Source organism: Pelagibacterium mangrovi (genome assembly GCF_036662815.1).
Classification (GTDB): Bacteria; Pseudomonadota; Alphaproteobacteria; order Rhizobiales; family Devosiaceae; genus Pelagibacterium; species Pelagibacterium mangrovi.
The window spans coordinates 235,995-258,183 of sequence record NZ_JBAFXA010000004.1; the positions used below are offsets into that span (position 1 = coordinate 235,995).

The following is a 22,189-nucleotide window of genomic DNA, read 5'->3' on the forward strand; positions in this document are numbered from 1 at the left end:
CTTCCTTTTTTGGTCATGCGCTTTTTTGCGCCTCAATGGCTTCGCGCAGCAGATAGCCGTGAGCATCGCGCCCCTTGAGGCGGCTGTCTTCGGGGTTCTTGACCTCCCCATCGCGAAGCGCGTCGTAATTGGGTGTAAAGCCCAAGCCCGGACGGTCGGGGATGGTCATCTTGCCATTGATCGGATCGGGGGTGCCTTCGAAGAAGTGCTTGCCGGTCATCCACATGCCGTAGTGGAATTCGACGGGGCCGCCGTTCATGACACCGGCGAGGATGTGCATGTTAAAGATCGGCCAGCCGCCGCCATTGGCCATGGGCAGGTTGAACGCCTGAGCCAGATGGGCCGCCTTAAGGGCTTCGGTGTAGCCGCCATTGTAGAGAACATTAGGCTGAAGCACGTCGACGGCGTGGTGCATGACAAGCTCACGGAAGCGCCAGCGCCAGCCTTCCATCTGCCCTGCGGCGATAGGCACCTGCACGCGGGAGCGCAGATCGGCCAGCGCGCGGGCATCGTTCTGCTGGATCGGTTCTTCGAACCATTTGAGATTGCAGTCTTCAACCGCCTTGGCGAGCATGAACGCGTCGTGCGGGTTAAACCAGCAATTGGCATCGATCATCAGATCGACATCGGGGCCGATGGCATCGCGCGCTGCCTGCACGCGGCGAACGTCATCCTTCCAGGTGCGGGTGGGCTCGCCTCCGACCACCATCTTGAGCATGGTGTGCCCATCGGCCAGGAATTTCTTGGCGTAATCGGCGATCTGCTGTTCGTCGAAGAAAGGGTAGCCGAACGTGGCGTAAGTGTAAGCCTCGCGCGAATAGCCGCCCAGAAGTTCGGAAATCGACTGGTTGGCATCCTTGCCGCGCAAATCCCAGCAGGCGATGTCGATGGCCGAAAGCGCATTGACGATGACGCCGGTATAGGCGCGGTTGTTGAGCTGCTTCCAGACCTTTGAATGGATCGCCTCGGTATGGCGCACGTCCATGCCCTTGATGAGCGGGAAGATGTGCTCGCGGATGCAGGGCATTGTCGCCCAAGGCAGGAACGAGCCGGTGACGCCCATGCCCTTACGGCCATCCTCGAGTTCGATTTCGACGAAAACGAACATGCGGGTTTCAATCGATTCCCCGATGCCGGGCAGGTCAATTTCGTGCCGGTGCAGGCTCGTGGTTATATTGGCGATCTTCAAAGTCGGTCTCCTCTCATTTTTGTATTTCTTCTTCAAGTGAAGCCAGCCAGCGTCGCTTGCCGTGATTCACGTGTTCCTCACCCAGCCGGCGCGCCCCTTCGGCATCGCGCCCGGCGATTGCCTCAACGATTGCGCGGTGTTCTTCATTGGTTTGGGCCGGTGCATGCAGCGAGCGGCGCAGGAAATGCGTCTCGCGGATCAGATCGTCGTAGATGCGGCTCGAGCAGGCATGGTCGGCCATCTGAGCGATGAGATTGTGGAATTCGAGATTGGCCTTGTAGTAGGCGACTATCGCATGCCGCCCGATCGCTTCGTCCATCCGCAGGATCAACCTGTTGAGTTCGGCAACGGAAGTATCGGTGGCCCGCTCGGCAGCGCGGGCGCACATGAGCCCGGTCAATAGCGCCCGCACATCGTAATTTTCGCCGATTTCAGTGTGTGACATCTCCCGCACGAAAACCCCTCGCGCCGGAATGGCGACCAGCAGGCCCGCCTGCACCAGTGCCCTTGTCGCCTCGCGAACCGGAGCGCGGCTCACGCCGAGTTGCTCGGCGAGACCATATTCATTGATCCGGATTCCCGGTTCGAGCTGCCCCGAAAGCACGAGACGCTCGATTTCGCGATAGACCTGAGAAGCCAGGCTTTCAGCGCGCTGCACGCGTTGAACGGATTTTGTAGTCATTTATACCATCCAATCCGTCGCCAATATACTGTCGACAATTTTTCATTGGATGATGAAACGCCTGCGGTTGTCAACATTTAGCCCGCCCTGCTCATCGCTCGGCGAAAGTGCCAGCGGGCGCCGGACTCCTCGGCGATCTCTTTGAGCCTGCGATGAAGTCCCGGCCCGATCGGGATGCCCTCCGCGCTGCGCTTCGCCTTGACCGCCCTCTCCGGATCGCCCGCGACCAGCACCGGTCGATCGGAATCCACCGCAGGGGTCGCGCGCAAATCGTCGCTGAACCGGCCGACAGAGGCTTTGAATTCGTCCAAGGGCCGAAAGAGTTCCGGATCGAGCGCCAGAAAGAAATGCCCCACATCGAGGCCGTATGGCTGCCTGGAGTGCATGGGATCGGTGATGAGCGTCGAGCCCGAAAGGCACGCGGACAGAATGTTGACCATAGCTGCCAGGCCATACCCCTTGTATCCCGCGCTTTCGGCGGCTCCGCCGAGCGGAGACAGAAACCCGCCATTCATCACTTCGGAGGGATCGAGCGTGGGACGTCCTGAGGGATCGAAGCCCCAGCCGGGAGGCATCTGCTGGCCTTCGACGATCTTGTTGCGCACCTTTCCCGAAGCAACGGTGGTGGTGGCCATATCGAGCACGAAATGCCGCCCATCGGCGCTGGGCGCGGCGAAGGACCAGGGATCGGTGCCAAGGCGGGCCTGCGAACCTCCGGTCGGCGGCACCCTCACCCCAAACACCGTGGTGGTCGCCATGGCGATCAGGCCGCGATCGGCGGCGCGCGTCGTATAGAACCCCAGCGCGCCGAAATGTCCGGAATTGCGGACAGAAACCACGCCGACGCCATTGGACGCCGCCTTGTCGATGGCGATGTCTATGGCCTGGGTGGCCGTCGCATGCCCCAGCCCGCCGTCGCCGTCGAGCAGCGCGCTGATGGCAGTTTCCTTGATGATCCGGGGCGCCGGCGCGAAGTTGATGGGCCGGCTTTTGCGTCTTTCGTCATATTCGACGAGCATCGCGATGCCGTGGCTTTCTATGCCGTGGAGATCGGCCCAAGCCAGAACGCTGGCCGACGCCCGAGCACGCTCGGCGGACATCCCCCACGCCTGGAAAATGGCAGCGGCCTGATCCTCGTGCGTCTGGTAGTCGTGAACGATCACCCGTAGTTCTCCCCGCCGTTATTCGGCTTTTATGGCGGGAACGGTGCCTCAGCCCAAAGCTAAGGAAAAGAATGGCCGGGATTAGTTCAAAACTAAGTCAGACTTAGCTCTCATTGGGATCGCGCAGGATGAGGTTTTCCTTGAGGGGGACGATCTGGCGTTCGATCATCCGGTGCACATATGGGGGTTCGCTGCCGCGGTGGAGGGCGCGGAGTAGGACGGCATTTTCGGCGTCGGCCTTGGTGCGGCGCTGCTGGTGGCGGACGTAGTCGATCCAGGTCGGGACGTGGTAGGATTCCACCCAGATCTCCGGCCGTTCGAGATCGCGCAGCAGGCCCCATTGGCGGGCGCCGTCGCGAATGCGGATGCGGCGCCGGTCGGCCATCAGGGACAGGAACTGGCCGATATCGGCCTCGTCGATCTCATAGTCGATCATCACCATGATCGGCCCGCTGCGCGGCTGGAGATGAAGTTTCAGAAGCGGCTCATTGAAGGAATTGAGCGGGGAGAGGTCGCGCGATTCGAATTTGGGGAGCGGCAGGAGAAGGCCGATGAGGGCGCATACGGCCAGGACGCCACCGGCCATCACCAGCGCCCATGAAAGATCGGACGCGTCGGCGATCTTGCCCCAGCACCAGCTTCCCGCCGCCATGCCGCCAAAAGTGGCGGTCTGATAGAGCGCCAGCGCCCGCCCGACCACCCAGCGCGGGGTCGAGAGCTGGATGGAGACGTTGAAGAGCGACAGGGTCAGAACCCAGCACGCGCCTGCCGGAAGCAGGGCAAGATGGCTGAGAAGGACATTGCTGCTCAACCCCAGGGTGACGCAGCTTATCGCGAACCCGATACAGGCGGCGCGGACGATGGTTTCGTTGGAAAAGCGCGCCCTGATTCTGGCATTGACGAAAGCACCGCCGATCGCGCCGAGGCCGAAACTGCCCAACAGCGTGCCATAAATCAGCGGCCCGCCATCCACATAGGTCGCGGCCAACGACGGCAGGAGGGCGAGGATGGCAACGGCGGCAAAGCCGAAAAGCGCGCCGCGCAGCAGGACGACAGTGAGATTGGGCGAAAGCCACACATAGCGCAATCCGGCCCACACGGCGCTGCCCAGCCGTTCGCGCGGCAATGGATTGGCCAGCGCCGGCCTCTGCCAGCGGAACAGTGCCCAGATCAGGGGCAGATACGATATCGCGTTGACCGCGAAGGCGGCCGCCGCGCCGGCCACCGCGACGATCAGGCCGCCCACCGCCGGGCCGACGCTGCGCATCATATTGAAGCCCAGCGAATTGAGGGTGACCGCGCCCGGCAAATCCTTGCGGGGCACGATATCGCCCACCGAAGCCTGCCATGAAGGATTGAACAGCGCCGTACCCGCGCCGATGAGGAAGGTGAACGTCAGCAGCAGCCAGGGATTGAGCAGCCCCATGAACGCAAGAACGGCCAGAGCGAGGGAGACGACCACCATGCCGATCTGGGCCACGATCATGATGATCCGCCGGTCGAAATTATCGGCCAGTGCACCGGCAACGAGCGAAAAGAGCATGACCGGCAGGGTGACCGAAGCCTGGACCAGGGCGACCATGTCGTGGGATTCGGTGAGCTCGGTCATGAGCCACCCTGCCCCCACCGACTGCACCAGACCGCCCAGATTGGAGGCCAACGTCGCGATCCACAAGATCCGGTAGGTCTCGTGACGAAAAGGCGCGAGAACCGAATTATCCCTTATCCGAGGCTGGGGCTTCTCAACGTCCGGCGCCGACACGCTAAATCTCCATACATGATCGTTCCGCGCCCGCGTGATCCGGACGCTTTGTCAATTCAATCGCTTGCAGGGCAGTTCCCAGCCTCCCCTTACGGGATTGCGCATCTTTGTGCGCAAGGCAAGGCATATCGATGGTCGGCGCGGGTAACGCTGCTATCAATTTGCCGGAGCGTTCTCCAGAAGGCTTTGGGCGTTGACCGAATCCGTGACGAGAACCGTTGCGAAACCCTGAGCGAGCACGGCGCGCACGATATCGATCTTATGACTGCCGCCGCCGGCGATGACCCGGTGCCGGATGCGGGCGAAATCGCCCAGATCGGGGGAGAGAACCTGATCGTTGATCGGATGATCGATGGCGTCGCCACTGGCGTCGAGATAGCGGCCGGCCAGATCGCCCACCGCACCTCGGGCCCGCAACTCCTTTGCCGTGACCCCATCGGGCAGACCGTAGCGGACTTGCAGCGAGCGTTCGGATACGTCGCCAACGCTGAGATAGGCCATGTCCACGTTGCAGAGCGTATCGAACATACGGCGAAACACGGTCTGCGAGATGATCGCCTCGCGCGATTCCGCCGATTCCGCGTAGATCGGCGCGACGAGGTATTGGCAGCGACCCGAAAATACCTTGGCAAAGCCGCGCACGATTTCGAAGGTGTTGATTTCCGAGCCGTGCGTCAGCCCGCCCATCATTGAATGGATTTCCATGTGCGGGCGATTGACCGGCGTCATGAAATGGACGGTTTCGCGCAGCGTCGATCCCCAGCCCACGCCCAGCGAGCCGATGTCTTTCGCCCCGATGAATCGATCGAGCCATTGTGCCGCCGCGCGGCCCAAAATGGTGTGCAATTGCTCCATATCGGCCGGCGTGGGCACGACGATGGCGTCCTCAAGCCCGAAGCGCTTGCAGAGCTGGTTTTCGAGCGCGGCGCAATCGGCCAGGACGCCGTTGAACGACACGGTGACCAGCCGCTCGTGCAGGGCCGTGGCCAGCATCTCGTTGACCCGGCGTCGCGTGAGATTGAGCTGATCGGCGATCTGCGCCTGGGTAAGCCCTTCCATGTGATAGAGCCAGGCGGCGCGCGCCATGAGTTCGTCCTGCATCGAGCCTTCCACGATCCGCCGTAACAAATGTCACGCACGTGTTACAAATGTGAACTACGTCCTCAGTGTCGCCGCCGCGAGAGGAAATGGCAAGCCGGTTCGATCGGCAGCAGCCAGCCCAGACTCACCCGGCCCAGCTTTGCCCATCGAGGATCACATAACCATGAATTTTCTCAAGAACATGCTTGCCGGGACCGCCCTCGGCTCCGTTCTCGTCCTTGCCGCCGGCCCGGCACTGGCCCAGGACCGGGTGCAGATCGAATGGTGGCACGCGCTCAGCGGACGGCTGGGTGAAATAACCCAGCAGACCATCGACAATTTCAACGCCTCCCAGGACCAGTACGAAGTGGTCGGCGTCCACAAAGGCGGTTACGAGGAAACCATGGCGGCAATGGTCGCCGCCTACCGCGTCGGCCAGCAGCCCACCCTGCTCCAGGCCGCCGAGCGCGGCTTCATGACCATGCTCAATTCCGGCGCCGTCGTTCCGGTCAACCAAGTGATGGCCAGCCAGGGTTACGATACCGATTGGGGCGATTTCATCGCACCTGTCGCCAGCTTCTATGTGGTCGACGGCGAGCCTGCCGCCCTGCCCTTCAATTCGTCCACTCCGATCTTCTGGTTCAATCAGGATATCTTCACCCAGGCCGGTTTCGACGCCCCCGGCGAGACCTGGCAAGAGGTCGACGAACAGCTTTACGCCATCAAGCAACAGGGCCTCTCCGATTGCCCGATGGCGCTGCCGAGCGATTTCCAGTGGAGCCTTCTGGAGAATTATTCCGCCGTCAACGACATGCCGTTCGGCACCAGCGCCAATGGCTTCGACGGGCTGGACACCGAATTCGTCTATAACACCACCGGTCTTGTCGAACATGCCGAGCGGATGGCCCGTTGGGTAGAAGACGGCATCCTGCACCCAGCCGGCGAGGGCATGAGCTCGACCCAGATGTTCGTTTCGGGCACCTGCGCCACGCTCATCTCCTCCACCGCCAGCCACGCCTCAGTGGAATCGGGTGCCCAGTTCGATTGGAACGCCACCTTCATGCCCCATGAAGAGGGTGTCGAACCCATGAACAGCACCATTGGCGGTGCCGCCCTGTGGGTGGTCGACGGCAAATCCGACGAAGAATATGCCGCCGCTGCCGCGTTCCTCGACTATGTCGCCAGCACCGAAAATCAGGTCTGGTGGAGCGAGCAGACCGGCTATGTGCCCGTGACCACCGCCGCTTACGAGCAGATGGTCTCCAACGGCTATTTCGAAGAGCATCCGACCCGCGAAATCGCCATCCTCCAGCTCTCGCGCGGCGAACCCAACGAAAACTCTCGCGGATTCCGCTTCGGCAACCACAACCAGACCACCGCCATTCTGATCGAGGAGATCGAAGCGATCTTCACCGGCCAGAAGAGCGTACAGGAAGCGCTCGACTCCTCGGTGAACCGTGGCAACGACATCCTGCGCCAGTACGAGCAGCTTCATGCTGGTCAGTAGCGACAGCAAGTCCTTTGGGGGTGGCGCGCGCCTGCGCCTCCCCTTCCCTGCCTTTACCCGGCTGGGAGCGCGCCTTCTTGCGTCCTCGAGCGAAGGCCTCAAGGCGGCCCATTATGGCCGCACGTGGTCTGCGCTGGGCCTGCTTGCACCGCAGATCCTGATCCTGCTGTTTTTCTTCTATATCCCCGCCTACAAGGCGCTTTCGCTGGCATTCGTGCAGACCGACCCTTTCGGCCTGACGACGATTTTCGTGGGCCTCGACAATTTCGCCCGCCTGTTCGCCAGCCCGCAATATCGCTTCAGCGCCGGGCTGACGCTGGTCTTCACGATCGTCCAGAGCCTCATCACCCTCAGCTTCGCCGCGCTGCTGGCCTTTGCCACCGACCGGATCGTGCGCGGCAAGACACTGTTCAAGGGCATCATCCTGCTCCCTTACGCCATCGCGCCTGTCGCCTCGGGCACGATCTTTGCGTTTATGTTCAACGCTAATGTCGGCCCTGTCGCCCATTTCCTCCACGATATGGGCCTGCCCTGGAACCCAGCGCTCCGTCCGCTCGATGCGCAGATTCTCGTGGTCCTCGCGGCGGTCTGGAACCACATCTGCTATGATTACATCTTCCTGGTCGCCGCCATGCTCGCGGTGCCCTCTTCGCTGATGGAAGCGGCGGCGCTCGATGGCGCCCGGCCCGTAAGGCGGTTCTTTACCATCACCCTGCCGCTCATCATGCCCACCTTCTTCTTTCTGATGATCATGAACCTGATCTACGGGCTGTTCGATACCTTTGGGCTCATCGACACCATGACGCGCGGCGGCCCGGCGGCCTCGACCAGCACGCTCGTGTACAAGGTCTATCAGGACGGTTTCGTGCAGCTCAATCTCGGGTCCTCGGCCGCCCAGTCGGTGGTGCTGATGGCCATAGCCGTGCTGTTCACCGTGCTTCAGTTCCGCGCGGTCGAGCGCCGCGTCAACTACGGAGTGTAGCCATGGTCGAACGCAGCCCCTGGCTCACCGCATTCTGCTATCTGGTTCTCATCATCGGCGCGGCTATGGTCTGCGTGCCGCTCTACATGTCGTTCGTCGCCGGATCGCTCGATTACGTGCGGCTGCAGCAGACGCCCTTCCCGGTGCTGCCGGGCAGCCACTTCATCGAAAACATCGTCACCGCCTGGAACCGGGTGGATTTCTCCCGGCTCTATTTCAATTCCATTGTCGTCACCGTGGGCATCGTGGCGGGCAAAATCGTCATTTCGCTGATCGCGGCCTTTGCCATCACATATTTCCGCTTTCCCTTCCGCATGACGATGTTCTGGCTGATCTTTGTCTCGCTGATGCTGCCCATCGAAGCGCGGATCATCCCCACCTATGAGGCCATCGCCGATGTAGGTGGGCCGCTGCGCGAGCTGTTTCGCGTCATCGGTATTTCCTGGCTGGTCGAGACGATGACCGGCTATCGCGTGGACATGGCGCTGAACTGGAATTTCATCAACTCCTATCCGGGGCTGATCCTGCCGTTGATCGCCTCGGCCTCGGCGACTTTCCTGTTCCGGCAGTTCTTCCTCACCATTCCCGATGAATTGTGCGAAGCGGCAAAGCTCGACAATGCCGACCCGTTCAAATTCTTCAAGGACGTCCTGCTCCCGCTCTCGACCACCAATATCGCTGCCTTGGCGGTGATCCTCTTCATCGGCAACTGGAACCAGTATCTCTGGCCGCTGCTGTTCACCACCGATCCCGAAATGCGCACGGTGGTGCTGGGCCTGCGCCAGCTCGTGCCCGGACCCGACGAACCGCCGGCATGGAATCTGTCCATGGCCGCCGCCTTCTTCGTGATGCTGCCCCCCGCCTGCGTCGTCATCTTCCTGCAGCGCTGGCTCACGCGCGGCATGATCGACGCCGGAAAATAATCTTTATCTTCAAGGATTTCTCCAATGACTCTCATCATCGGCCATCGCGGCGCCCGCAATCTCTGGGCGGAAAATTCGCTCTCCGGCTTTGAAAACCTCCGAGAGATGCCCGTCGAAGGCGTCGAGTTCGACCTGCATCTCGACGCGGCCGGAGATGTCATCGTCATCCATGACGCGACGCTCGACCGCACGACCGAGGGGACCGGTCCGGTGAACGCTTTGGCGCGCGGCGCGCATCGTGCCATAAATCTCAAGGGTAGCGAGAGGGGCGACGTCATCCCCACGCTCGATGAGGTGCTCGAGATTTATGCGGGGACCGATTTCGAACTGCATGTGGAACTCAAGGCAGACGGCAATGGCATGCCCTATCCCGGCCTCGAAGCCAAAGCGGCAGCGGCGATCGACAGGTTCGGTCTCGCCCAACGCAGCTTTCTCACCAGCTTTTCGGTTTCCGTTCTGGCGCGGGCGCGCGAGGTCGCGCCCCATATCCGCACGCTTTGCTCCTACCACGGCCCCGATGCGGAACGCGAAGGGGTTCTGGCCGGGCTGCGGGCTCGTCTCGCGGTCGCCGATGTGATCGCTGTCGAAAAGAAGCTCCTCGCCGATTATTGGGACCTGATCACCGCCAACGCGCCGCTCGACCGCCTCGGAGCCTGGGTTCCTAACCAGCGTGCCGATCTCGACCGCTGGCTTGATTGCGGCCTGCGGCAGGTCACCACCGACAATCCCGACATCGCCCTTGTCGCTCGCGAGGCCCTGAACCATGCTCCTGCGTCCTAACCGCCGCCGTTTTCTCCAGGCGGGTCTGGCAGCCGCCGCCGTCTGGCCCATGCTCGGCACCGTCCGCGCGGCGACCTTCGAGGCCGATCCGTTCGCTCTCGGGGTTGCGTCGGGCTGTCCGCGCGCCGACAGCGTCGTGCTCTGGACCCGGCTCATTTTCCCCGACACCGAGCCCGACCCCTTCGTCAATCCGTTCACCTTCGTAGAAAGACCACAGCATCCGCCGCTGGAGGTGGCCTGGGAGATTGCCCATGACGAGGCGTTCACCCGGCCCGCTCTTTCGGGGATCGATATGGCGGTGCCCGAATTCGCCCATTCGGTGCACGTCGAAGCGCGCGGGCTGGAACCCGACCGCTGGTATTTCTACCGTTTCCGCTGCGGCGATGCGGTGAGCCCTGTTGGTCGTACACGGACGGCGCCGGCGGCGGATGCCGACAATGGCCGATTCAGCTTTGCGTTCGCCTCGTGCCAGCAATTCGAACAAGGCTGGTACACGGCCTATCGTGACATGGCCGAACGCGACCTCGATCTCGTCGTCCATCTGGGCGATTACATCTACGAGGTGAGCTATGGCGCCCAGCATGTGCGGAGCCATGGAGGTGGCAACCCCAGCCTGCTCTACGAATACCGCGACCGCCACGCGCTCTATAAATCGGACCCCGACCTGCAACGCGCCCATGCGAATTTTCCCTGGCTGGCGATCTGGGACGATCATGAGGTGGTCAACAATTACGGCGGGTCGCTCTCGCCCACGGACCGTTACGCTCCGGCCTTCCTGCGCCGCCGGGCGGCCGCCTATCAGGCCTGGTACGAGCATATGCCGGTGCCGCCGATCGCCGCCGCCAATTTCGACGAGTTCAGGATCTACGGACATTTCGGTTTCGGCAGCCTGCTCGACATGACGCTTCTCGACGCCCGGCAATACCGTTCGCCAGAACCGGGAGAAGAGGTCCTCGAGGCGGTAACGATGTTGGGCGCGGCCCAGGAGCAATGGTTCGATACGACGATGGCCGCTTCGCGCGCCAAATGGTCGGTCATCGGGCAGCCGACGCTGATTGCTGAACGCGACCTCGAGCCGGGGCCGGACACGCGCTATGCGATGGACGCCTGGGACGGATACCGCGAGGGCCGCGAACGGTTGATCGATACGCTCAAACGCGAGGATATCCGCAATCCGGTGGTGATCGGCGGCGATCTGCATGCGTTCTTTGCCGCCGATCTGCACGAGCGGGCGGGCACCGATAGGGGCCGGGTGATCGCAACCGAATTCGTCACCGGATCGATCACCTCGAACCCTCCGGACTCCGAAGCGCTCGATGGCGTCATAGCGGAAAATCCGCATCTCAAATTCGGCGACAGCTCGCGGCACGGCTATTCGATCATGACCCTTTCACACGACACGGCGGAAATCGATCTGGTCGCGATATCGGACCGCAAGGACCCCGACGCCACCGCCTCGGTGTTCCAGCGCTTTGCCGTGCTCGACGACATGCCTGGCGTCAACCGCCTCTGATTTTCAATGCGCCCATAAGCGGTGCAAGCAAGAACGCGATAATGGACATTCCCGAACTTATTATTTTCGACTGCGACGGTGTTTTGATTGACAGCGAACCCGTCGCGAGCCGCACGCTCGCCCTCGCCCTGCAACGCGCCGGCATCACTATTACGGCGGAAGAATCGCACATCGTATTCACCGGCAACGCCGAAACCGATATCCGCCGCATCTGCATCGAGCGATACGGGCTGGCCGACGTCGAGGCGGTTTTTGCGCGGTGGCACGAAGACCTTTACGCCGAGTTCGCGGTTTCCCTTCGTCCCATGGCGGGGATGCTCGATCTCGTATCAAACCTGAAGGCCGCAAAATGCGTGGCGTCCAACAGCGGCTTTGCGCGTCTGGAGGCGAGCTTGGGGCGGACGGCGCTTTGGCCGTTCTTTTCACCCAACATTTTCAGCGCCGAGGCCGTGGCTCGTCCCAAACCGGCGCCGGACCTGCTGCTTCACTGCGCCGAGGCGTTCTCGGCGACGCCGGCGCGTTGCGTCATGATCGACGACAGTCCCCACGGCATCACCTCGGCGCTGGCGGCCGGCATGGTGCCGATCGGTTTCGTCGATGTGAACGATCCCCGCCCCGGCCGGACCGATATTCTCGCCAGCGCTGGAGCGGCCTATGTGGCGGTTGGAGCCGGGGAGCTTTCCGACATTCTTGGCCTGCTAGACAGCGAGCAGTTTCCGGCAAGAATGGCTGCGTTCCAAAGCTGATTTTCATCATCGCAATGTTGGCATTGACTCCAATATCGCATCTGCTTATACGTATTATCAGCTAATACGTATAAGCGAGCGGATGGAGGAGATCGCTTGGCGCGTCGTATGACCCAGAAGGAGATCGCAAAACGAGCCGGCGTCAGCCAGGCGACGGTTTCGCTGGTGCTCAATGGAAATTCCGACGACCGGCGCCGCATCCCTGAGCAAACGCGGGAGCGCATCCAGAAAGTCATCGCCGAAACCGGTTATGTCGCAGACCCGGTGGCCCGCCGCATGGTCAAGGGCCGCAACAACATCCTGGGCGTCTTCACCTACGAACCCGCCTTCCCCAGCGCCCAGGCCGACTTTTTCGCGCCCTTCCTGTTCGGCATCGAAGAAGCGGCGCAAGAGGCCGGCCACGACCTGCTGCTGATGACCTCGGCAGGCAAAGGCGGGGACGGACGCAAACGGATTTTCGGGGAAACCAATCGTCTGCGTCTCGCCGATGGTTGCATCGTTCTGGGGCGCGAGTTCGATCTCGAAGAGCTGGAAAAGCTCGTGCAGGGCGATTTCCCCTTCGTCGCCATCGGGCGGCGTGATGATGCCGGTGGGCCGGTGCCGTTCGTGGGCGCCGATTATGCCGCCGCCACCGCCTCGCTGGTCGAGCGCGCACTGGAGTTTGGACACACGAGCTTCGCCTATGTCGGCCCGGACGAAGGCGCTGAATCGACCCGCGATCGCTGGATGGGCTTTCAAAGAGGTATCGATGGACGGGGTGAATTGACGCTCCACGTCCCCTTCGCCGAAAGCGACGTCGAGGACCTGTTGTCCGAGGTTCGGGCTTCGGGAGCCAGCGTCGTGTTCTTCACCGAACTGGCGCAGGCCATTCCCTTTCGCCGCGCCGCCCTCGCCGCCGGACTGAACGTTCCGGGCGATCTCTCGATCGTAGTTCTGGGCAGCCATATCCGGCCCGGAGACACGGCAACCCAATTCACCACCTACGCCGTTCCCAGAGAGGAAATGGCTCGCAAGGCAACGCTCGCCCTGATCGCCCGGCTCGAAGGCCGCAACGACATCGAACAGATACTGCTCCCTTGCGGGCAGATCGAAGGCGACACCCTCGGACCCATCGAACCAAAGAGTATATCGTGAAAGACTTTTCTGCTGACATCGCCATCATCGGCGGCGGACTGGGCGGCGTGGCCGCCGCGCTGGGTGCCTTGCGCTCGGGGCGCTCGGTGATCCTGACCGAGGAGTTCGACTGGATCGGCGGGCAGATGACCAGCCAGGCGGTCCCCTCCGACGAGCATTCATGGATCGAGCAGATGGGCGGCACGCGCAGCTTTAGGCAATTGCGCGGGGCGATCCGGCAGTTTTACCGCGATCATTACCCGCTCAACGAAGCGGCGCGCGGCTGGGAAGATCTCAACCCCGGCGCAGGCTGGGTGAGCCGCATGTGCGTGGAGCCGCGGGTGCCCACGGCGGTGATGGAAGCCTGGCTGATGCCCTATATCGGCATGGGAAAACTCAAGCTTTTCAAGCCCTATCGCCCCATTGCCGCCGAAACAGATGGCGACCGCGTGCGGTCGGTAACCCTGCGCCACGTCCAGACGGGCGAGAGGACCGTTGTCGCCGGCAAATATGTGATCGATGCGACCGAGTTGGGCGATCTGCTGCCGCTGACGGGCACCGACTACGTCAAGGGCTTCGAAAGCCAGGCGGAAACCGGCGAGCCCAGCGCGCCGTCCCAAGCTCAGCCCGACAATCAGCAGGCCGTGTCGATCTGCTTCGCCGTCGATCATGTCGATGGCAACCATGTGATCGACAAGCCGAAAAATTACGACGAATGGCGGGCCGTGCAGCCTGATTTCTGGGGTGGACCGCTGATCGGGTTCAAGGCGCCCCATCCGCGCACGCTCGAAATCGTCGACCGCAGCTTCACCCCCAACCCCGACGACGATCCCCTGTCGGTCGATGCCGATCAGCGCCGCAATGCCGGCGATGCCAATCTCTGGACGTTCCGGCGCATCGCGGCGCGGCGCAATTTCTTGCCGGGCGCTTATGAATCCGACATCTGCCTCGTGAACTGGCCGATGATCGACTATTTCGAAGCTCCGATCATCGATTGCACCGAAGAGGAATATGCCCACCGGCTAGGTCGGGCCGCCGAACTCTCCTATGCGGTGTTCTACTGGCTCCAGACCGAAGCCCCCCGCGTCGATGGTGGCCAGGGCTTCCCCGGGTTGCGGCTGCGCGGCGATGTGACCGGCACCGAACACGGGCTGGCCATGGCTCCCTATATCCGCGAGAGCCGGCGTATCCGTGCGGTGACGACGATCACCGAACAGGATCTGTCCTATGCGGTGCGCGGGGACGCGGGCGCCGTCAGCTATCGCGACAGCGTGGGCACCGGCATGTACCGGATCGACCTGCATCCCTCGACCGGCGGCGACAATTATATCGACGTGCCCTCGTGCCCGTTCGAAATCCCGCTCGGCGCGCTGCTGCCGCGCGAGAAATCCAACCTGCTGCCCGCCAGCAAGAACATCGGCACGACCCACATCACCAATGGCTGCTACCGACTGCATCCGGTGGAGTGGAACATCGGCGAAGTGGCGGGGCTTCTGGCGGCCTACTGTCTCGACAACGACACCTCGCCCCATGCCGTGCAGGCCGATGACGGCCAGCTCGAAGACTTTCAGACCCATCTTTACCAGAACGGCGTCGAAATCCGCTGGCCCGAAATCCGGGCCTATTGACGCCAAACCATCATCTTGAGGAGGAAATGATGAATACCAGGACATTGTTGAAATCAGCCACCGCACTTGCCGGCCTGGCCCTGCCGCTGGCGGTGTTCGGACCGGCATTGGCGCAGGAAGACGTCGATCTGCGCATGACCATCTGGAGCGCCAACGAGGCGCACCTGACGATGCTCAACGAAATCGCCGACGGGTTCGCCGCTGAAAATCCTGGCGTCACCGTCACCTTCGACTCCCTGCCCTTCGATAGCTACACCACCACGCTGACCACCCAGATCGCCGGCGGCAACGCGCCCGATCTGGCGTGGATTCTGGAAACCACGGCAGCCGATTTCGTCAACTCAGGCGCCCTCGCCCCGCTCAACGACGCATTCGCCACAACCGAAGGTTACGAGCTCGAGGACGTGACCGAACAGGCCACCGCCCTCTGGCGCGCCGATGGCGAGCTGTACGCCTATCCGTTCTCGACCTCGCCCTTCGCGCTGTTCGTCAACAACGACCTGATCACCGAAGCGGGCGCGCAGACGCCGGCCGAACTGATCGCGGCAGGCGAATGGACCTGGGACAACGCAATCGATGTCGCGGCGACCGTGGCCGACACCGGAGCCAACGGCCTGATCGTCCGCGACTTCAACTATCAGATCTGGCAGAACCTCGCTTCGATCTGGCGCGGCTGGGGCGCCGACCCCTGGAGCGCGGATGGGGCGACCTGCACTTTCGCGGACGCCGAAATGGTCGATGCCATGAGCTTCATCCATTCGGCTATCTTCGAGACCGGCGCGATGCCCGGACCCGGCGAGAGCGTGGATTTCTTCACCGGCGACGCGGCGATGACCATCACTCAGATTTCCCGCGCCTCGCTCCTGCCGCAGGGTGACGACGCGTTCGATTGGGATCTGGTGCCGCTGCCTTCCGGGCCGGCCGGCGAATATGCGGTGATCGGCCAGGCCGGTATCGGCGCCTTCCAGATGGGCAGCAATGTCGATACGGCCGTCAAATTCCTGGCCTATCTCTCCAATCCGGAAAACAGCGCCAAGCTGGCGCAATATTTCCCGCCCGCCCGCCAGAGCCTGCTCAACGCCGAAACACTGGGCGCGACGAACCCGCTGCTGACGCCCGAACAGCTCGAAACCGTTGTGATCGGCGGGATCACCAATGGCGTCGTGCTGCCGGGCCATGCCGGGTTCGCCGAAATCCAGCAGGTGGTGCGCGCCGAACTCGACGCGCTGTGGCTGGCCGACGCCGATGTGGAAGCCGTGCTGACCTCGGTCTGCAACCGCATCGCCCCGATGCTCTGAGCGTGTGAGAGACGATGACTGTCGCGGCCAACTCCACGTCCAGACCAGCGCGAAAACGTCCGTTCTGGACTATGGAGCGCCGCGACAGCCTGGCGGGCTATCTGTTCATCGCGCCCCAGATGATCGGGATCACGGTGTTCGTTTTGATCCCGCTCGGACTGGTCTTCTGGTATTCCCTGCACGAGTGGAACGTCCTCGCCCAGACCTTCCGCTTCCAGGGACTGGAAAATTACCGAACCTTGTTCGCCGACCCCGGCCTCGTGCAAGTGCTCATAGCCACCGGCATCTTTTCGGTGGGGCTGGTGATCTTCAACATGAGCCTGGCGCTTTTGCTGGCCGTTCTGCTCGACCAGAAGCTCAAGGGCATCACGTTGTATCGAACTCTGTTCTTTTCGCCCGTGGTGGTCTCGCTGGTCGCCTGGACGATCGTCTGGGGCTTCCTGCTCCAGAACAATGGCGGCATCAATGCCCTGCTTGGGGCCTTCGGGATCGAAGGCCCCAACTGGCTGCGGCACCCCACCACCGCGATGATCTCGGTGATCGTGGTGCAGGTGTTCAAGAATGTCGGACTCAACATGGTGCTGTTCCTCGCCGCCCTGCAGGGCGTGCCGCGCGAGCTCTATGAAGCGGCGCGGGTGGATGGGACGCCGGCGTTCAAGCAGTTCATGCGCATCACCCTGCCCATGATCAGCCCCACGGTCCTGCTGACCTCGATCATCACCATCGTGGGCTCGCTGCAGGTCTTCGCCCAAATCGCGGTTCTGACCCAGGGCGGGCCGGGCATGTCGACGACGGTGTTGGTCTACTACCTCTATCAACAGGCCTTTCAGTTCCACAAATTCGGCTATGGCGCGACGCTATCGATCGTCCTGTTCGTTATCGTCGCGGTCCTGACCTTCATCCAGTGGCAGATGCGCCGGAAGCTGGTGTTCTATGAAGACTGATCTCTCGCCGCGCATGAAGGTGCTCGTCTATGGGCTGATGACGGTCCTGCTCATCCCCTTCGTCTTTCCGACGTGGTGGATGGTGACCTCCTCGGTCAAGCCGATCTCGGATATCTTCGCCTTCCCGCCCGATATCTTCCCGCGCCGCTTCGATTTCTCGACCTATGGCCGCGTGTTCGACCTGCAACCCTTCGCCCAGCAATACTGGAATTCGGCCTATATCGCGGCGCTGGTGACGGCGGGAACGATGCTGTTTTCCTCGATGGCCGGCTATGCCTTCGCGCGCATCCGGTTTCCCTTCGCCAACACGCTGTTCATGATCGTGCTGATCGGGCTGCTGATCCCGGCCGAAGTGACCATCGTGCCCCTGTTCCAGATGTTTCTGGCCTGGGACATGATCAACACGCACTGGCCGCTGATCCTGATCCCCATCTTCGGGGCGCCATCGGTCTTTGCCACCTTCGTCATGCGCCAGTTCTTCATCGCCCTGCCCAAGGAGTTGGAAGAAGCCGCGCGGGTCGATGGGCTGGGACGGTTCAAGATCTTCTGGACCATCGCCCTGCCCCTGGCCCGGCCGGCGCTGGGCGCAGTGGCAATCTTCACGTTCCTCCACTCTTGGAACCTCTATCTCGAACCCATCGTGTTCCTCTCCTCGCCGGAAAAATTCACGTTGCCGCAGGCATTGACCCAGTTCACCGACGCCTATGGCGGCGCGCTCTGGAACGTGCAACTGGCGGCGGCCACCATGACGGCTCTGCCCGTCCTCATCGTCTTCATCATCGCCCAGCGCCAGTTCGTCGAAGGGCTGGCCCATTCCGGGCTCAAGGGTTGAACATGGCCTCAGTCACGCTTTCCAACGTCAAGAAATCCTACGGCAAGGCCGCGGTCATCCACGGCATCGACATCGATATCGCCGATGGCGAGTTCGTCGTGCTGGTGGGGCCGTCGGGGTGCGGAAAATCGACGCTGCTGCGCATGCTGGCGGGGCTGGAGACCATCACAGACGGGACAATCGAGATCGGCGATAGCGTCGTCAACGATCTCGAGCCCAAGGATCGCGACATCGCCATGGTGTTCCAAAACTATGCGCTCTACCCACATATGACGGTGGCGCAGAACATGGGGTTTTCGCTCGAACACCGCCGCACGCCCAAGGATGTAATCGCCGAGCGCGTGAAATGGGCGGCGGGCATATTGGGGCTGGACGAATATCTCGACCGCTACCCGCGCCAGCTTTCCGGCGGCCAGCGCCAGCGCGTCGCCATGGGCCGCGCCATCGTGCGCGACCCCAAGGTGTTCCTGTTCGACGAACCGCTCTCCAACCTCGATGCCAAGCTGCGGGTGGTGATGCGGGGCGAGATCAAGGCCCTGCATCAAAGGCTCAAGACCACCACCGTCTATGTCACCCACGACCAGGTGGAGGCCATGACCATGGCCGACAAGATCGTGGTTCTGAGCGGCGGGCGCGTGGAGCAGATCGGTGCACCGCTCGACCTCTATGATCGGCCTGCCAACCGGTTCGTCGCCGGCTTCATCGGCTCGCCTTCGATGAATTTCATCGATGGAACGGTTGGCGAGAGCGGATTCAAGACCGACGGCATCACCTTGCCCTGCCCCTCCGGCTTGCCAGCGGGAACGCGAGCCACCTACGGCATCCGCCCGGAACACTTCGCGCTCTCACCCGAGGGCATCAAAGCGGAAATTCTGGTGATCGAGCCGATGGGTTCGGAAACCCAGGTGACCATGAAGCTCGGCGAAACCTCGGTGATCGGCCTCTTCCGCGAGCGAATCTCCGGCCAGCCCGGCGACACCATCGGGGTATCCATCGACCCCGCCAAGGCGCATCTGTTCGACGCAGCTACGAGCGAACGTATCGGTTGAGATTCTTCAATGCCCGCGAGGCGTTGACCGCCCGGGATTTCTCGCCTTTGCAAACCGTGGCTCGGGCATTGTTGCTGGGTGGTTCCTTTTTCAGGCGCCCTCGAACGGAAGCTCCAGAAAGGCCTCTCGGTTGTTGTCGCAAAGGCCAAAGGCGTTCGCCCGACCCCGCGCATCATACGCCGACCCTAGGGTTTCGATGATTTCGCCCGATGCCGTCTCATAGCTGAAATACAGGAACCCCTGACAATATCGGCTGCCTTCCAGCGGACGCCGGCACACGAGCATGGTGCTGCCTTCGACGTTAGCCGGGCGCAAATCGCAGCGAAATCCATTGGCAAGAAGAGGCGCGACACGATCGGCCAGCGGCGCATCGGCCGCCACGAAGGGCGCAAAGACCTCCGTCAAATTGTCTTCTCCGCCTTCGGACGCTTGCACCAAGGCTTCGAACAACTCACCTTTTGCGAGAGGCTCCTCGTAAAAGACGCTGCCATAGAAGGCCGCGCCCCCTACCAGCCCCGCCGCAAGGATCAACACTCCCCCCACCATCGCTTTGCGCATTTGCAAGCTCCTGTTTTTTGCATTGCCTATAGGACGGTGATGCGGGCCTGCATCTTGGCTCGAGCAGGCATTTTTATGCTGCAACAAAAAAATCTCCATAACGGACCAATGTCTCCCACACCTGCATCGTCTTATGAGCACAACAGGACATCAGGCGGAGGGACAGTAATGAACGATACGGCGTTTACGCCCCAAGTTTAGGTGAAAACGAACCGGAAAAGTTCGCAGATTTTCCCGATTTCACCCTAGCGGTCATTTCTGACCGGGACGGCAATACTTCCAGATTTTCCAGAACAATCCGGAGTGGCATCACCGCCGCATCGGAAGGTCTTCCAGTGCCCGGATTCGGGCATTGGCAGAACGGGGCCCTGCCCCACCACATCAACCAAGGAGAAAACGATGTTGGACCAAAACCACAAGAGCAATGACGGCCTGATCGAACTCGATCTGGCGCAGATCGAACTGGTCGCCGGCGGTAATCCCCGCGCCGTCGCTGGCGCGGCACGCCTCGGCTGGCGCGTCGGGTCGGCGATCTACAATCGCTACGACACCCAGATCCTCGATGCCATCGAGTGGGTCCTCAACTGATCCGTTCCATCATCCCTTCAGGAGAAACGAAAATGAAAATCATCCCCACAGAACAGCTCTCGCAGATCGCGGGCGGCACCACCTGCCCCAAGCCCCTGCCCATCCCTCCGCAGCGCCCGCCCCGCTTGGGCTTTCCCCCGCAACGGCCCGTCCCCATCCTTCCGGGCAAGCCGGACGTCCCTCCTCCCTCCTGCCCTTCGGTGCCGCTGCTCTGATCGGCTCTTTCGACATTCAAACAAAGGAGAATGAAAATGCGTGAACTCAAGACCAATGAAATCCAGGCCGTTTCCGGTGGCGTAGGTCCCGGTGGGGCCGTTCTGGGTGCCGTAATGGGTGGCGTTGGCGCCGCCGCGGCCGGCGGCAATGCCGGCCAGATCGCCGGAGCCGCCCTTCTGGGCGGGGTCGGCGGCTTTTTCGGCGCCATCGCGCTGGGCGGCTATGGCGCCGCCGTCACCGGCATGTTCGGCACAAAGGCCGTGCTGGTGGGGGGCGCAGCCGCAAGTCTGATGACTCGCTAAACCGCTCGATGATCCAGGATGGCGCGCACGCTGCGCCATCCTTTTGAGGAGAACGTACGATGTCGCTTTTTCGCGCCGAATCCCTGCAAGCCAAACGCCACGCATGGCTGGGCAAGCCCATTGTTCTGTCGGGTCTGCCCACCAAAATCTTTGCATGGTTTTCGGTGCTTTTCGTCATCGCCGCGATCCTGTTCCTGACGTTCGGCAGCTACACCCGCCGCGTGCAGGTCGAAGGCATCGTCATGCCCATCGAGGGCATAACCCGCATGACCGCCCCACAAGGCGGCTGGGTGATCGACATCGCCGTCGCCGACGGCGAGTCGGTGCGCCGGGGCGATGTGCTCTACAGGATCGGCGTCGATATCACCACGGCTCTCGGCAACACCCAGGATGCCATCAGCGACATCCTCGACGCCAAGCACAGCGAGCTCGAAGCCGCCATCGAGCGCCAGAGCGCGTTGGACGAAACCGAAAAACAGCGCCTTTCCCAGCAGATCGAAACACTGGAAGCCCAGCTTCCACAGATCGAAGAACAGATCGCCCTATCGGAGGCCTTCACCACGCAATTGCGTGAATTCGCCGACCGCCAGATCGACCTGCGCGACAGGGGCATCTCGGTCTCCGGCGAAGTGGAAGGGCGCCTGCAGGCCTATCACGCGGAACGCGCCCGGCTGCCCCTGCTCGAGCGCGAAAAAACGGAATTGACTGGCGAACTCAACCAGTTGCGCATGCAATTGGCGAGCTTTGATCTCACCAGCGCCGACCGGATCGGGCAATTGCGCCAGCAGCTCCTCGATGTCGAACAGCAAATTTCCGAAGGCGAAGCACGGCGCGAAATCACCATCACCGCCCCGCGCGACGGCATCGTCACCGCCATTTCCACATTGGCCGGCCAGACCGTCACCGCCGGCAGCCCGCTGCTGACCATCGTGCCCACCGAACAGCCTTTGGTGGCACAATTGATCGTGCCCTCCAGCGCCATCGGCTTTCTGCGCGAGGGCGGTGATGTCCTCCTGCGCTATCAGGCCTTCCCGTACCAGAAATTCGGCCAATACCGGGCCGAGATCGCCGAAATCTCCCGCGCCACACTGCGCCCCGAGGAAGTCGCCCAGATCGGCGGCCCGGGAACCGGCGAAGCATCTTTCTATCGGGTTCTCGCCCAGCCCGAACTGGCCTTCGTCAGCGCCTATGGCCGCGAGGAGCCACTCCAGGCCGGCATGCAGGTCGATGCGCACCTGCTTGTCGATACCCGCCCTCTCTACCAATGGATTCTCGAACCGATCTACGGCCTGCGCGGCAGCGTCGCCACGGCCGCCGAACTGTGAGGTAAAACG

General features: G+C 62.2%; 22 protein-coding genes. 16 read left to right on the plus strand and 6 right to left on the minus strand.

Annotated features, from left to right (window positions below; translation table 11 throughout):
• Positions 1–13: 13 nt before the first annotated feature.
• The 5 genes from V4T21_RS08840 to V4T21_RS08860 all read right to left on the minus strand — a co-directional run bounded on the left by V4T21_RS08840 (position 14) and on the right by V4T21_RS08860 (position 5,897).
• Positions 14–1,189, minus strand: a complete 1,176-nt coding sequence (locus V4T21_RS08840; RefSeq protein ID WP_332715595.1) for a mandelate racemase/muconate lactonizing enzyme family protein — start codon at positions 1,187–1,189, stop codon at positions 14–16.
• A 13-nt stretch (positions 1,190–1,202) separates the two neighbouring features.
• The gene (locus V4T21_RS08845) at positions 1,203–1,871 is read right to left on the minus strand and encodes a GntR family transcriptional regulator (protein WP_332715597.1); all 669 of its coding nucleotides are present in this window, start codon (positions 1,869–1,871) and stop codon (positions 1,203–1,205) included.
• 77 nt (positions 1,872–1,948) lie between these two features.
• Positions 1,949–3,034: an Ldh family oxidoreductase gene (locus tag V4T21_RS08850; protein ID WP_332715598.1), complete on the minus strand. Its 1,086-nt coding sequence runs from the start codon at positions 3,032–3,034 to the stop codon at positions 1,949–1,951.
• Positions 3,035–3,137: 103 nt separating this feature from the next.
• On the minus strand, positions 3,138–4,760 hold the full coding sequence (locus tag V4T21_RS08855) for an MFS transporter (RefSeq protein WP_440589642.1): 1,623 nt from the start codon (positions 4,758–4,760) through the stop codon (positions 3,138–3,140).
• Between the two features lie 192 nt (positions 4,761–4,952).
• Positions 4,953–5,897 carry a sugar-binding transcriptional regulator gene (locus tag V4T21_RS08860; protein ID WP_332715602.1) on the minus strand — a complete coding sequence of 315 codons (945 nt, stop codon included), beginning with the start codon at positions 5,895–5,897 and terminating at the stop codon, positions 4,953–4,955.
• A 163-nt stretch (positions 5,898–6,060) separates the two neighbouring features.
• Between V4T21_RS08860 and V4T21_RS08865 the strand changes: the two genes are divergently transcribed.
• From V4T21_RS08865 to V4T21_RS08920, 12 genes are all read left to right on the plus strand, one after another.
• A complete protein-coding gene (locus V4T21_RS08865) occupies positions 6,061–7,383 on the plus strand; it encodes an extracellular solute-binding protein (protein WP_332715604.1) in 1,323 nt (440 codons plus the stop codon).
• Positions 7,370–8,365, plus strand: coding sequence for an ABC transporter permease subunit (locus tag V4T21_RS08870; protein WP_332715606.1), 996 nt, complete (start codon positions 7,370–7,372; stop codon positions 8,363–8,365). Before V4T21_RS08865 ends, V4T21_RS08870 begins: the two co-directional genes overlap by 14 nt.
• 2 nt (positions 8,366–8,367) lie before the next feature.
• Positions 8,368–9,288 (plus strand): ABC transporter permease subunit, encoded by a 921-nt coding sequence (locus tag V4T21_RS08875; protein ID WP_332715607.1) that lies wholly within the window; start codon positions 8,368–8,370, stop codon positions 9,286–9,288.
• 24 nt (positions 9,289–9,312) lie between these two features.
• Positions 9,313–10,068 carry a glycerophosphodiester phosphodiesterase family protein gene (locus V4T21_RS08880; RefSeq protein WP_332715609.1) on the plus strand — a complete coding sequence of 252 codons (756 nt, stop codon included), beginning with the start codon at positions 9,313–9,315 and terminating at the stop codon, positions 10,066–10,068.
• Positions 10,052–11,581 (plus strand): alkaline phosphatase D family protein, encoded by a 1,530-nt coding sequence (locus tag V4T21_RS08885; protein ID WP_332715611.1) that lies wholly within the window; start codon positions 10,052–10,054, stop codon positions 11,579–11,581. The genes V4T21_RS08880 and V4T21_RS08885 overlap by 17 nt, the downstream gene beginning before the upstream one ends.
• 41 nt (positions 11,582–11,622) lie before the next feature.
• Complete coding sequence (locus tag V4T21_RS08890; RefSeq protein ID WP_332715613.1) at positions 11,623–12,327, plus strand: HAD family hydrolase; 705 nt, start codon at positions 11,623–11,625, stop codon at positions 12,325–12,327.
• Positions 12,328–12,423: 96 nt separating this feature from the next.
• Positions 12,424–13,461 (plus strand): LacI family DNA-binding transcriptional regulator, encoded by a 1,038-nt coding sequence (locus V4T21_RS08895; protein ID WP_332715615.1) that lies wholly within the window; start codon positions 12,424–12,426, stop codon positions 13,459–13,461.
• Positions 13,458–15,068, plus strand: a complete 1,611-nt coding sequence (locus V4T21_RS08900) for an FAD-dependent oxidoreductase (RefSeq protein WP_332715617.1) — start codon at positions 13,458–13,460, stop codon at positions 15,066–15,068. The genes V4T21_RS08895 and V4T21_RS08900 overlap by 4 nt, the downstream gene beginning before the upstream one ends.
• A gap of 29 nt (positions 15,069–15,097) precedes the next feature.
• Positions 15,098–16,366: an ABC transporter substrate-binding protein gene (locus tag V4T21_RS08905; protein ID WP_332715619.1), complete on the plus strand. Its 1,269-nt coding sequence runs from the start codon at positions 15,098–15,100 to the stop codon at positions 16,364–16,366.
• 14 nt (positions 16,367–16,380) lie between these two features.
• Entirely contained in the window at positions 16,381–17,310 is a 930-nt protein-coding gene (locus tag V4T21_RS08910) for a carbohydrate ABC transporter permease (protein ID WP_332715621.1), read from the plus strand.
• Positions 17,300–18,142, plus strand: a complete 843-nt coding sequence (locus tag V4T21_RS08915; RefSeq protein ID WP_332715623.1) for a carbohydrate ABC transporter permease — start codon at positions 17,300–17,302, stop codon at positions 18,140–18,142. The genes V4T21_RS08910 and V4T21_RS08915 overlap by 11 nt, the downstream gene beginning before the upstream one ends.
• 2 nt (positions 18,143–18,144) lie before the next feature.
• Positions 18,145–19,191 (plus strand): ABC transporter ATP-binding protein, encoded by a 1,047-nt coding sequence (locus V4T21_RS08920; RefSeq protein WP_332715625.1) that lies wholly within the window; start codon positions 18,145–18,147, stop codon positions 19,189–19,191.
• Between the two features lie 90 nt (positions 19,192–19,281).
• Here the strand turns inward: V4T21_RS08920 and V4T21_RS08925 are convergent, their stop codons facing one another.
• Positions 19,282–19,848: a hypothetical protein gene (locus V4T21_RS08925; protein ID WP_332715627.1), complete on the minus strand. Its 567-nt coding sequence runs from the start codon at positions 19,846–19,848 to the stop codon at positions 19,282–19,284.
• A 300-nt stretch (positions 19,849–20,148) separates the two neighbouring features.
• On the opposite strand from V4T21_RS08925, the gene V4T21_RS08930 reads away from it, so the two are divergent.
• From V4T21_RS08930 to V4T21_RS08945, 4 genes are read left to right on the plus strand one after another with little or no spacing between them, the layout of a single operon-like run.
• Positions 20,149–20,337, plus strand: coding sequence for a hypothetical protein (locus V4T21_RS08930; RefSeq protein ID WP_332715629.1), 189 nt, complete (start codon positions 20,149–20,151; stop codon positions 20,335–20,337).
• Positions 20,338–20,369: 32 nt separating this feature from the next.
• Positions 20,370–20,552 carry a hypothetical protein gene (locus tag V4T21_RS08935; protein WP_332715631.1) on the plus strand — a complete coding sequence of 61 codons (183 nt, stop codon included), beginning with the start codon at positions 20,370–20,372 and terminating at the stop codon, positions 20,550–20,552.
• Positions 20,553–20,588: 36 nt separating this feature from the next.
• Positions 20,589–20,855: a hypothetical protein gene (locus V4T21_RS08940; protein ID WP_332715633.1), complete on the plus strand. Its 267-nt coding sequence runs from the start codon at positions 20,589–20,591 to the stop codon at positions 20,853–20,855.
• Between the two features lie 59 nt (positions 20,856–20,914).
• Positions 20,915–22,180 carry an HlyD family secretion protein gene (locus tag V4T21_RS08945; protein ID WP_332715635.1) on the plus strand — a complete coding sequence of 422 codons (1,266 nt, stop codon included), beginning with the start codon at positions 20,915–20,917 and terminating at the stop codon, positions 22,178–22,180.
• The last annotated feature ends 9 nt before the right edge of the window (positions 22,181–22,189 follow it).

Bases quoted from the DNA above. Each gene is read 5' to 3' on its own strand.
- V4T21_RS08890 (WP_332715613.1), top strand. From the start codon at position 11,623: ATGGACATTCCCGAACTTATTATTTTCGACTGCGACGGTGTTTTGATT.
- V4T21_RS08875 (WP_332715607.1), top strand. From the start codon at position 8,368: ATGGTCGAACGCAGCCCCTGGCTCACCGCATTCTGCTATCTGGTTCTC.
- V4T21_RS08940 (WP_332715633.1), top strand. From the start codon at position 20,589: ATGCGTGAACTCAAGACCAATGAAATCCAGGCCGTTTCCGGTGGCGTA.
- V4T21_RS08915 (WP_332715623.1), top strand. From the start codon at position 17,300: ATGAAGACTGATCTCTCGCCGCGCATGAAGGTGCTCGTCTATGGGCTG.
- V4T21_RS08860 (WP_332715602.1), bottom strand. From the start codon at position 5,897: ATGCAGGACGAACTCATGGCGCGCGCCGCCTGGCTCTATCACATGGAA.
- V4T21_RS08865 (WP_332715604.1), top strand. From the start codon at position 6,061: ATGAATTTTCTCAAGAACATGCTTGCCGGGACCGCCCTCGGCTCCGTT.
- V4T21_RS08925 (WP_332715627.1), bottom strand. From the start codon at position 19,848: ATGGAGATTTTTTTGTTGCAGCATAAAAATGCCTGCTCGAGCCAAGAT.
- V4T21_RS08945 (WP_332715635.1), top strand. From the start codon at position 20,915: ATGTCGCTTTTTCGCGCCGAATCCCTGCAAGCCAAACGCCACGCATGG.
- V4T21_RS08870 (WP_332715606.1), top strand. From the start codon at position 7,370: ATGCTGGTCAGTAGCGACAGCAAGTCCTTTGGGGGTGGCGCGCGCCTG.
- V4T21_RS08880 (WP_332715609.1), top strand. From the start codon at position 9,313: ATGACTCTCATCATCGGCCATCGCGGCGCCCGCAATCTCTGGGCGGAA.
- V4T21_RS08845 (WP_332715597.1), bottom strand. From the start codon at position 1,871: ATGACTACAAAATCCGTTCAACGCGTGCAGCGCGCTGAAAGCCTGGCT.
- V4T21_RS08910 (WP_332715621.1), top strand. From the start codon at position 16,381: ATGACTGTCGCGGCCAACTCCACGTCCAGACCAGCGCGAAAACGTCCG.
- V4T21_RS08930 (WP_332715629.1), top strand. From the start codon at position 20,149: ATGTTGGACCAAAACCACAAGAGCAATGACGGCCTGATCGAACTCGAT.
- V4T21_RS08935 (WP_332715631.1), top strand. From the start codon at position 20,370: ATGAAAATCATCCCCACAGAACAGCTCTCGCAGATCGCGGGCGGCACC.
- V4T21_RS08885 (WP_332715611.1), top strand. From the start codon at position 10,052: ATGCTCCTGCGTCCTAACCGCCGCCGTTTTCTCCAGGCGGGTCTGGCA.
- V4T21_RS08905 (WP_332715619.1), top strand. From the start codon at position 15,098: ATGAATACCAGGACATTGTTGAAATCAGCCACCGCACTTGCCGGCCTG.
- V4T21_RS08920 (WP_332715625.1), top strand. From the start codon at position 18,145: ATGGCCTCAGTCACGCTTTCCAACGTCAAGAAATCCTACGGCAAGGCC.